At 64.6% G+C, this 10,365-nt stretch carries 10 protein-coding genes; 3 read left to right on the top strand and 7 right to left on the bottom strand.

From position 1 onward, the window contains the following. The 4 genes from AC5RV1_RS20425 to AC5RV1_RS20410 all read right to left on the bottom strand — a co-directional run. Positions 1-319, bottom strand: a 319-nt coding sequence (locus tag AC5RV1_RS20425; protein WP_493995819.1) for a glycerate kinase, incomplete at its 3' end; no start/stop codon positions are given. Between the two features lie 2 nt (positions 320-321). Continuing rightward, entirely contained in the window at positions 322-2,100 is a 1,779-nt protein-coding gene (gene gcl / locus AC5RV1_RS20420; protein WP_493995818.1) for a glyoxylate carboligase, read from the bottom strand. 145 nt (positions 2,101-2,245) lie between these two features. After that, entirely contained in the window at positions 2,246-3,127 is an 882-nt protein-coding gene (locus AC5RV1_RS20415; protein ID WP_493995820.1) for a 2-hydroxy-3-oxopropionate reductase, read from the bottom strand. Between the two features lie 52 nt (positions 3,128-3,179). Then, positions 3,180-3,980, bottom strand: a complete 801-nt coding sequence (locus AC5RV1_RS20410) for a hydroxypyruvate isomerase family protein (protein WP_493995817.1) — start codon at positions 3,978-3,980, stop codon at positions 3,180-3,182. 432 nt (positions 3,981-4,412) lie between these two features. On the opposite strand from AC5RV1_RS20410, the gene AC5RV1_RS20405 reads away from it, so the two are divergent. Continuing rightward, the gene (locus AC5RV1_RS20405; RefSeq protein ID WP_493995816.1) at positions 4,413-4,811 is read left to right on the top strand and encodes a cupin domain-containing protein; all 399 of its coding nucleotides are present in this window, start codon (positions 4,413-4,415) and stop codon (positions 4,809-4,811) included. 170 nt (positions 4,812-4,981) lie between these two features. On the opposite strand, the gene glgX is transcribed toward AC5RV1_RS20405, so the two are convergent. Together glgX and AC5RV1_RS20395 are read right to left on the bottom strand one after the other, a co-directional pair. Beyond that, positions 4,982-7,186 carry a glycogen debranching protein GlgX gene (gene glgX / locus AC5RV1_RS20400; protein ID WP_493995815.1) on the bottom strand — a complete coding sequence of 735 codons (2,205 nt, stop codon included), beginning with the start codon at positions 7,184-7,186 and terminating at the stop codon, positions 4,982-4,984. A gap of 161 nt (positions 7,187-7,347) precedes the next feature. Beyond that, positions 7,348-7,761 carry an Hsp20/alpha crystallin family protein gene (locus tag AC5RV1_RS20395; protein ID WP_493995814.1) on the bottom strand — a complete coding sequence of 138 codons (414 nt, stop codon included), beginning with the start codon at positions 7,759-7,761 and terminating at the stop codon, positions 7,348-7,350. A 350-nt stretch (positions 7,762-8,111) separates the two neighbouring features. Between AC5RV1_RS20395 and AC5RV1_RS20390 the strand changes: the two genes are divergently transcribed. Together AC5RV1_RS20390 and AC5RV1_RS20385 are read left to right on the top strand one after the other, a co-directional pair. Continuing rightward, positions 8,112-8,411, top strand: coding sequence for a putative quinol monooxygenase (locus AC5RV1_RS20390; RefSeq protein WP_493995813.1), 300 nt, complete (start codon positions 8,112-8,114; stop codon positions 8,409-8,411). A gap of 128 nt (positions 8,412-8,539) precedes the next feature. Then, on the top strand, positions 8,540-9,427 hold the full coding sequence (locus AC5RV1_RS20385; protein WP_493995812.1) for a Rieske (2Fe-2S) protein: 888 nt from the start codon (positions 8,540-8,542) through the stop codon (positions 9,425-9,427). A gap of 87 nt (positions 9,428-9,514) precedes the next feature. Here the strand turns inward: AC5RV1_RS20385 and AC5RV1_RS20380 are convergent. Continuing rightward, positions 9,515-10,365 (bottom strand): HNH endonuclease signature motif containing protein (locus AC5RV1_RS20380; RefSeq protein ID WP_493995811.1); only part of this gene is annotated, 851 nt, incomplete at its 5' end.

Raw genomic sequence — 10,365 nt, 5'->3', positions numbered from 1 at the left:
TCCGATCATCAACCAGCGCGCCGGCGGGGAGCAGGGCCAAACCCGAGGCCGCCGCCATCTCGATGACCGCCTCATTGCCCCGGACAGCGAACTCGGCCGTCACCGGTTCACCGGTGGGTCCGGCAACCACGGCGCTGCGGCGGGTGAAGCCCGAGCCGACGGCGGCGTCGAGGGTGCCCTCACCGCCGTCGGCTACGGGAATCCGGACCACGTCAAGATTGCCGCCCGCCCCGCGCTGCAGCCCCTTTTCCAAGTGAGTGCAGACCTCCGGGGCGGACAGGGATCCCTTGAACTTGTCCGGGGCAATGACGATGCGCATGTTTAGCCCTGCAATGCCAGGATGGCGGTGGGGGCGTCGGCAGCGGTCTCGGCCAGTTCCTCAAACTCGTTTACCGCGTTGATTTCCACACCCATGGAGATGTTGGTGATCTTTTCCAGGATCACTTCCACCACCACGGGCACCTGGAACTCGCCCATCAGTGCCTTGGCCTTGTCGAACGCGGCGGCCAGGTCCTTGGGGTCCTCCACACGGACGGCCTTGCAGCCCAGGCCCTCGGCCACCTTCAGGTGGTCCACGCCGTAGCCGTTTGTCTCGGGCGAGTTGATGTTGTCGAACGCCAGGGACACGTTCTGTTCCATGTTGAAGCCGCGCTGGGACTGGCGGATCAGGCCCAGGTAGGAGTTGTTCACCACCACGTGGATGTACGGGAGGTTGAACTGTGCGCCCACGGCCAGTTCCTCGATCATGAACTGGAAGTCGTAGTCACCGGAGAGGGCAACCACGGTCTCGTCCGGCTTGCCGCGAACGACGCCGAGCGCTGCCGGGGCGGTCCAGCCCAGGGGACCTGCCTGGCCGGCGTTGATCCACTTGCGCGGGCCGAACACGTGCAGCATCTGCGCGCCGGCGATTTGGGACAGGCCGATGGTGGACACGTAGATGGTGTCGCGGCCGAAAGCCTTGTTCATCTCCTCGTACACACGCTGCGGCTTGATGGGGATGTTCTCGAAGTGGGTCTTGCGGTGCAGGGAGGCCTTGCGCTCCTGGCATTCAGCCACCCAGGCGCTGTAGTCCGGCAGGGACCCTGCCGCCTTGCGCTCGCGGGCGAGCTCAACCAGCCCGGCCAGCGCCGCACCGGCGTCGGACGCGATGCCCAGGTCCGGGGAGAACACTCGGCCGATCTGCGTGGGCTCGATGTCGATGTGCACGAACTGCCGGCCTGCCGTGTAAGTCTCCAAGCCGCCGGTGTGGCGGTTGGCCCAGCGGTTGCCGATGCCGATCACGAAGTCGCTCTGCAGGTAGTTCTCGTTGCCGTAGCGGTGCGAGGTCTGCAGGCCCACCATGCCGGCCATGAGCTGGTGGTCGTCCGGGATGCTGCCCCAGCCCATCAGGGTGGGGATGACCGGAACGTTGAGGATCTCGGCCAGTTCCACCAGCTGCGCGGAGGCGCCGGCGTTGATGATGCCGCCGCCGGCCACGATCAGCGGGTGCTGGGCCGCGGTCAGCATGTCCAGGGCCTTTTCCAGCTGCTTGCGGGAGGCCTTGGGCTTTTCGACGGGCAGGGGCTCGTAGGTCTCGATATCGAATTCGATCTCGGCCAGCTGGACGTCAATGGGCAGGTCCAGCAGGACCGGGCCGGGGCGGCCGGAACGCATCAGCTGGAAGGCCTTCTGGAAGGCGCCGGGAACCTGGCCGGGCTCCAGGATGGTCATGGCCATTTTGGTGACGGGCTTGGCGATGGACTCGATGTCCACGGCCTGGAAGTCTTCCTTGTGCAGCTTGGCAACGGGTGCCTGGCCGGTGATGCAGAGCATCGGGATGGAGTCGGCCCAGGCGGCGTAGAGGCCGGTGATCATGTCCGTGCCGGCGGGGCCGGAGGTGCCGATGCAGATGCCGATGTTGCCGTCCTTGGCGCGGCTGAAGCCGTCGGCCATGTGGCTTGCGCCTTCAACGTGGCGGGCCAGGGTGTGGCGGATGCCGCCGTGGGCCCGCATTGCGGAATAAAAGGGGTTGATCGCGGCGCCTGGCAGGCCGAACGCCTCGATGGCGCCTTCCTTTTCCAGGATGGCCACCGCTGCATCAACGGTACGCATCTTGCTCATGGTGTGCTCCTACTTAAGTCTGTTTGGGGGAAGTCTGTTTTTGGGTGTGCTGAAGGGAGTTTTTGTCCAGATATGCAGACTTAGAGGTCGTGAAAGCCTGCTTATCTGGACAAAAACTTTGTGTGCTGGGCGGCTGGGGCCGGGGTTACTCGCGGCCGCTGAGCTGGAGGACCTGCTTGAAGAGTCCGGAGTGGTCCAGGCCGCCGTCGCCCTGGTTGACGGTGGCGGCGACGAGCTGTGCGACGACGGCGCCGAGGGGTACGGCGACGTTGGCTTCGCGGGCGGCGGAGGTGACGATGCCCAGGTCCTTGTGGTGGAGGGCGAGACGGAAGCCGGGGTCGAAGTTGCGGTCGAGCATCTTCTGGCCCTTCTGGTCCAGGACCTTGGAGCCGGCCAGGCCGCCGCCGAGGACCTTGAGGGCGGCATCGGTGTCCACGCCGTAGGCCTCAAGGAAGGCGATTGCCTCGCCGAGGACCTCGATGTTGACGGCGACAATCAGCTGGTTGGCTGCCTTGACCGTCTGTCCGGAGCCAGAGGGGCCGACGTGGACGATGGTTTTGCCGACGGCGTCCAGGACGTCCGAGGCGGCGTCGAAGTCTTCCTTGTCGCCGCCGACCATGATGGACAGGACGGCGTCGATGGCGCCTTGTTCGCCGCCGGAAACCGGGGCGTCGAGCGCACGGATGCCGGCTTCGCGGGCTTCGTCGGAGAGGCGTTTGGCGACGTCCGGGCGGATGCTGGAGGCATCGATCCACAGGGTGCCCTTCTTCGCGTTCGCGAATATGCCGTCCTTGCCGCTGACGACGCCCTCAACATCGGGGGAGTCCGGGACCATGGTGATAACGACGTCGGCATCCTTGACGGCGTCCGCGATGCTGGTGGCGCCCTTGCCGCCTTCGGAGACGAGCTTGTCGATTTTGTCCTGGCTGCGGTTGAAGCCGGTGACGGTGTGGCCGGCCTTGACCAGGTTGATGGCCATGGGCAGGCCCATGATTCCGAGTCCGATTACTGCAACGTTGCTCATGATGGTTCTCTTTCTGGAAGTCTGTGTGTGGTGCGGGCGGTTGAGCTTGGTGGAACTACGCGGTGGCCGGCTGGCGGATGGCCCAGCTGAAGGCGGTTTCCTGCGGTTCCTTGTACTCGAGGCCGATGTAGCCTTGGTAGCCGAGTTCGCGGCTGCGGGCGATCCATTCGCCGAGCGGGAGGGTGCCGGTGCCGGGTGCGCCGCGGCCGGGGTTGTCGGCGATCTGGATGTGGCCGAAGTCCTTGGCGTGGTTTTCGATGACGGATTCGACGTCGTCGCCGTTGACTGCGAGGTGGTAGAAGTCGGCGAGGAGCTTGATGTTGGTGGCGCCGGATTCCGCCTTGACGCGGGCGATGACCTTGAGTGCGTCTTCGGCCGTGAGGAGCGGGTACTTGGGTGCGCCGCTGACCGGTTCGAGGAGGACGGTTCCGCCGATCCGGGCGACGCCTTCTGCAGCTGCGGCGAGGTTTTTGACGGCCAGTTCGTCCTGCTCTTCGGGGGTGAATTCGTCCTGCCGGTTGCCGTAGAGGGCGTTGAAGGCCTTGCAGCCCAGGCGTTCGCCGATGCCGGCCACCACGTCGATGTTGTCCTTGAACTCGGAGCAGCGTCCCTTCCAGGAGACGAGGCCGCGGTCGCCGCCGGGCATGTTGCCGGCGTTGAAGTTCAGGCCGGTGAGCTGGACGCCGGCATCCTTGATGGCGTTCTCGAATTCGGCGACCTGCGCGTCAGAGGGAACGGAGCTTTCGAAGGGCCACCAGAACTCGACAGCGTCAAAGCCTGCTGCCTTGGCTGCCGCGGGGCGCTCGAGCAGGGGCAACTCCGTGAGGAGGATGGAGCAGTTCACTGTGTACGTCATCGTAGGTCCTTCCGAGGAGGGGCTTTGATCTATCTTCCCTTTGCTTGCCGGCCGCATCGCCGTTTCCGCTTTGTGGAATTTAGATTCTGCTTTATGAAAAGTGTAGGGAAAGCGGGGTGGGGGAGTCAAGGGGACTGGGACGAAAGGGGTGCACTGCCACTTCGCTGGGCTCTTTGTGGCACGCCGGCCCATTCCGCGAAGAGCTTGGGGGCCGTTAGGCCCGGAGCCTCACGGCATCCGCTGAGCCATTGACTTCAGGTGCCGCAGGGCTACGGTTGTAGATACGCCATCACCTCTGGTGAGCGGGTGTGTCGCCGGGGGTAAAGGCGCATGCAGCTACTTGGTCTCGCCATTCTTAACCGCTCGCCGGTATCCGAACAGATCGCCTGGCTCGCCGCCAGACGTCCACCTCCATCCATAGGCTGTGTCCGAATGACCGCAAATTTCATCAGAGCTTTGGCAGTGAAGTCGTTTGATGTTCCTGACAGGAAGCGCTGCCCCGACAAGGCGGAGTTCGACCTTGTGACCGTAGATGATTATTCGGTGGCGCGGCTGATCCTTGCGCCGGGCTGGCGCTGGTCGGAGTCCGCCAAGCCCACCGAACTGACAACCTACTGCGAGCACCACCACCTCGGCTATTGCATCTCAGGGCAACTGGAGATTGAAACGGCGGACGGCGGGCGGTCCATGATCCACGCGAACGACACGTATGCGCTTCCTCCCGGCCACGACGAATGGGTGGTGGGGGATGAGCCCTTTGTCGCCGTCGAATTCCTCGGCGCCGCCTCGTTCGGGCGGCCGAGAAGCCATGGGATGCACGCGCTGATCTGACTGCTTTTTGGTCAGGACGGCGGTTCGAACCGGTCAGGCGGAGGGTCCGGCCTGGCGCCTCCTCCGCAGTAGTCCAGGGCGCCCGTTCCGGCCACGGCAATCGCCAGCGCATCCATCACCTGCACGCCCCGGGCCAAGCCGCCAGAACCGCCGGTGCTACAGCGATTGGATTATCCGCGCCCAGTGACCTCCGTCTTCGGTGACTCCCGCTGCTCCGGCATTGTGAGCAGTGCCAGGGAAGCGGAGACGGAGTGATCAGGCTTCTTGGGCGGGCTGGTGTAGGCCCGAAGCACCAGCAGGGACTTTCCTACCAGTTCGACGGTCTCATTGGCGTGGAGGAGACCGGTGTCCGCGTGTTCACCGGCTGTGTCGATGAGTTGCTCCCAGCTGGGCGAGTATTCTGCGCTGGGCAGCGTGAAAACCACCGGATCGTCGCCGGAATTGCAGTACAGCAGGAAATTGTGGTCGCGGATCATGCGGCCGCGGTGGTCCTTGCCTACCGCCGCGCCGTTGTAGAACACACCCAGAGCCCTGGCGAGGGGGTTGTCCCAGTCGCCGGGAACCATGGCAGAAGCGTCCTTGTCGAGCCAGACGATGTCCGGCAGTGGCTGGCCGAGGCCACGCAGGACGGGGCGGCCTTGAAAGAACCTGTTGCGGCGGAAGGTGGGGTGCTCCCGGCGCAGCCTGGAGACGGCGGCAAGAAACTCCACCAGGGGCTGGTCCGCTTCCTCCCAGTTGATCCATGAGAGCGGCGAGTCCTGGCAGTAGGCGTTGTTGTTCCCCAGTTGGCTGCGCCCGAGTTCGTCGCCGTGCAGCACCATGGGAACGCCTTGGGAAAGGAGGAGTGTCGCCAGGAAGTTTCGCTGCTGGCGGGCCCGCAGCGCGAGGATGCCGCTGTCCGTGGTGGGTCCTTCCACCCCGCAGTTCCACGAGCGGTTGTGGGATTCTCCGTCGTTGTTGTTTTCGCCGTTGGCTTCGTTGTGCTTGGAGTTGTAGGAGACCAGGTCGCGCATAGTGAAGCCGTCGTGGGCCGTCACGAAGTTGATCGATGCCACAGGCCGGCGTCCTGAACTTTCGTAAAGGTCGGAGGAACCTGCCAGCCGGGAGGCGAACTCACCCAGCGTGGCCGGTGCGCCGCGCCAAAAGTCGCGGACGGCGTCACGGTACTTGCCGTTCCATTCCGTCCAAAGGGGCGGGAAGTTGCCTACCTGGTACCCGCCGGGGCCCACATCCCATGGCTCGGCGATGAGCTTCACCTGGGACACCACGGGATCCTGCTGGACCAGGTCAAAGAAACTCGACAGCCGGTCCACCTCGTAGAACTCGCGTGCCAGCGCAGAGGCGAGGTCGAAGCGAAACCCGTCCACATGCATTTCCAGCACCCAGTACCGCAGCGAATCCATCATCAACTGCAGGGCGTGCGGGTGCCGGACATTGATGGTGTTGCCCGTGCCCGTGTAGTCCAGGTAATGCTGCTTCTCATGGTCAACCAGCCGGTAATACGCCTGGTTGTCGATGCCCTTGAAGGACAGTGTGGGTCCCAGGTGGTTCCCTTCGGCGGTGTGGTTGTAAACGACGTCGAGGATCACCTCGATGCCGGCAGCGTGCAGGGAGCGGACCATCGCCTTGAATTCCTGCACCTGCTGCCCCGGCCTGGTGCTGGAACTGTAGCTCTCGTGCGGGGCGAAGAATCCGATGGTGTTGTAGCCCCAGTAGTTGCTGAGGCCTTTGTCCTTCAGTGTGCTGTCCTGGACGAACTGGTGAACCGGCATCAGTTCGATCGCCGTCACGCCAAGTTTCTGCAGGTGCTCGATGACGGCGGGGTGGGCGATACCGGCGTAGGTGCCGCGCTCCCGCTCCGGCACCTCCGGATGGCTCATCGTCAAGCCCTTCACGTGGGCTTCGTAGATCAGGCTGTCGCTGTAGGGGATACGCGGCGGGCGGTCGTGCTGCCAGTCGAAAAACGGGCTGATCACCACGGACCTCATCGTGTTGGGGGCGGAGTCTTCCGTGTTGAAGCTTGTGGGGTCGCCGAAGTTATAGGAGAACATCGGCTGGCCCCAAGTGATATCGCCGGTGGTTGCCTTGGCGTAGGGGTCGAGCAGGAGCTTGTGCGGGTTGAAGCGGAGGCCGCGGGCGGGATCATAGGCGCCCTCCATCCGGTAGCCGTACAGCTGGCCCGGCAGGACATGCGGGAGGTAGCAGTGCCAGACGAAGGCATCCACGGCCTCCAGGCTGATGCGATGCTCCGCGCCGTCGTCGTCGAAGAGGCACAGATGGACGGCGCTCGCCGCCTCGCTGAACACCGCGAAGTTCGTGCCGCTGCCGTCATAGGTGGCACCCGGCGGGTAGGGGCTCCCCGTCCACACTTCCATGCCCGCCTCCATCCCCGGTAAGAGAACTCCATCCAAGCACAGCGGTGTGACAGAGGCCGGGAGCGGGCATGGCGGCGGTGGGCAACGCAGGAAAGTTAGGGAGCCCTGGCATGCCAGTAAGGCGCGGATTACGACGGCGGCCGTGCGCCGCCGTCGTGATGCTAGCCGCGGATGATGGGGATCCGCCGCCGCTCGGCGGCACCCTGGTCAGGCAGCGGCACCCGGACCTCGAGAATGCCGTCCCGGTAGGTGGCCTTCACCTCTGTCTGGTCAGCAGCACCGGGGAGGGTGATGGAGCGGGAGAATGTGCCGTAGCGGAATTCCGAGCGGTACCCTTCCTTGCCTGTGTGCTCCGACTTCTCCTCGTGCCGGACCGTGATGCGCAACTGGTCTCCGGTTAAGGTGATGTCCACGTCCTTGTCCGGGTCGATGCCGGGAACTTCAGCCTTGATCACCAGAGTTCCATTTTCCTTGTACTCCTCAGTCCGGAGCCACGGATCAAGGTCCCCTTCGAAGAAGCGCCGGAGAGGTTCAGAGATGTCCGAACCCGTCCGCCGCAGAATGCTGTTGTTCATCCCCACAACTCCTTTCGCTTAATACTTCGTGGCCCGCGGACCCCGACCCTTGGTATTCAAAGGGTTCCGGTCCGCCGCGGCGGCCCCTCTTACGGGGCCGCTATCACCTGCTGCCCCCGTTGCGGCAGCAGGTGGTCTTAGCACCCGTGCGGGCGCAGGTCTTTGGGGAGAGATGGAGGATGCCGGCGTTCGCTTTCATGGAAGTGGCTCTCTTGGGCTGCCTGTTGGCCGACTGCTTTGCCACCAATAAATTACCCAAGCGGGGCGGCTGCATCACGCCTGTCAGCGAACTTTCTACGTCAAGGCGGCGGATTCCGGTTCTTGTCGTCCCCATGCTGCACACTGTCTCCATGACCTTTGCGAATGTGGGAAGTCTTGGAACCAAGCCGGGGCAGCGCGATGCCGTCGTGTCCATCCTGCTCCGGCCCATCGCCGGGCTGAAGGAGGCAGGCTGCCTGCTGTACGAGGTGGGCGTCAATGACGAGGTGCCGGACACGGTATTTGTGTCCGAATTGTGGGAATCACCGGAAGCGCACCGGGCCTCGCTTCAGCTGGACAGTGTGCGGGCAGCCATCGCCGAGGCGATGCCCTTGCTCTCCGGTGAGATGGGCGGCCACCAATTCTCCGTGCTGGGGTCGCCGCTGCGCTGAACCGCGCGCTTTGCGTGGCGCTGCTGCCGGGCACCCCTGTCCCTCGCGTGCGCCAGCGGCTAGGCTCTCGGGCATCGGCTGGACCTGGACAATCGACTGGACTTTGACGAACGGGGTAAGGGACTCACATGAAACCGCTGCCTGCACTTGAACTTGTTGCCCGGCTGGAAGATGCCGAGTGGCTCGATCCCGTGGCCAAGAAGGTCCGGAAAGTAGTAAAACGCACGATCCGTCCGCAGTGGGCCCGCGACATCCTGCACGGAGTGCCCATCGGCCACCCTGTACATCCACTCGCTGTTCAGGTTCCGCTGGGCTCTTGGATTTCAGCTGCAGTCCTTGATGCGCTGCCTGGCAACGAGCGGGCAGCAGCGGTGCTGATCGGCGTCGGAACTGCCGCTGCCGTGCCTTCCGCAGTGGCAGGTTTCATGGACTGGTCGCAGCTGCACAGCCAGCAGCAGCGGGTGGGCCTGGTCCATGCGGCAGCCAACATCACCGCCGTTAGTCTCTACAGTGCTTCGCTGGTGGCGCGGGCAAATGGGCAGCAGGGCGTAGGCAAGATGCTCGCCTACATGGGCTTGGGCGTGGTCAGTTTTGGCGGCTTCCTGGGCGGCCATCTCAGCTACCGCCAGGCGGCTGGTGTGAACCACAGCGAGGACATTCCCCACCGCTTCCCCAGCGGCTGGCAGGCCCTGGCCCCGTTGGAGGACCTGCCGGAGGGCAAGCTCCACAAGCGGGTGGTGGCCGGACTCCCGTTGCTTGTATTCAGGGAGGCAGAGAAAGTCAACGTGCTGTCCGACGTCTGCAGCCACCTCTCCGGCCCGCTTCACGAGGGCAAGCTAGAGGGCGGCAGCCTTAACGACGACGGCGACCCGTGCGTGGTCTGCCCGTGGCACGGCAGCACCTTCTCGCTGCGGTCCGGAGAAGTCCAGGCAGGGCCCGCCACCGCCAGGCAACCGCGGTTCGAAACCCGCGTCACCGGTGGGCTCGTGGAAGTGAGTCTTCCCGGCGCGGATTGAGTTTCTTGCTGCGGCTGAACCGGGTTGTTCGGGCGTGAAGCGGACGCGGCCGCCATAGGCACGGCGCCACCCGCGCGAGAGAGCACCTTAGCTAACTACGTATTCCACAAGAACCGCTTCAAAGTAGCTCTTTTCCGCCGGCAGGGACCCGGGAGGCCACACTGGTGGTTCCCAGTTCTGGTGTTCGCTTTTGTAGTGCCTGCCGGTGGGTGAGGTCCAGCCGGGTGGTTCGGTTGTGGTGGCTAGTGTTGGTTTCCAGCCGCTGGTGTGGCGGAGTTTGTGGTGTTTGGGGCAGGGTTGGCCGAGGTTGGATATTCCGGTGGTGCCGCCTTGGTGCCAGGCGAGGATGTGGTCGGCTTCGTTTTCCAGGGAGTTGTTGCTGCAGCCGGGGAACGGGCATTTGCCGTCCCGCAGCCGCAGCCAGTTCCGCATGGCTTTGGTCAGCCGGTAGCTGGTGCGGCCGATCTCCAACGGTGCCCCGTCCCGCGGATCGACCAGCACCCGGTAAAAGGAATGCGCCCCGTTGGCGACGAGGTTCCGGGCCATCGAGGCGGGGATCGGGCCGAACCCGTCCAGCATCGCCGGTTCATCGGTCAGGCCCAGCAACGAGAACACCGGCACGGTGACCAGCACCTGCGCCCGGGGTGCGGGGATCTGGGTGGTGGTGCCGCCCAGAAGCCAGCCCGCAGCCACATCGGCCCGGAGTTGGGTGAGGGTGCGGGTTTCGTCCGGTCCCTGCATTTCCCGGGAGATGGTGGTGAGCCGGTCCCAGATGGCGGACGCCTGGTCCGCGGGCAGGCAGGCTGCGATCCAGGCCGTCCCGTCGTTGTCCGGCCAGAATTCGACCCGCCGGTCCGCCACACTCTTGGCGTGCCGCTTCTCCAGGCTCTCCGGGTGATGGCGTTCCCGCCAGGCCCGGGCCTTGGCTTTGAACCGGT

It is taken from the genome of Arthrobacter sp. Hb9-2 (assembly GCF_059091165.1).
Note: the sequence above shows the minus strand (reverse complement) of the source record. Positions and strands in the feature narration are given on the sequence as shown.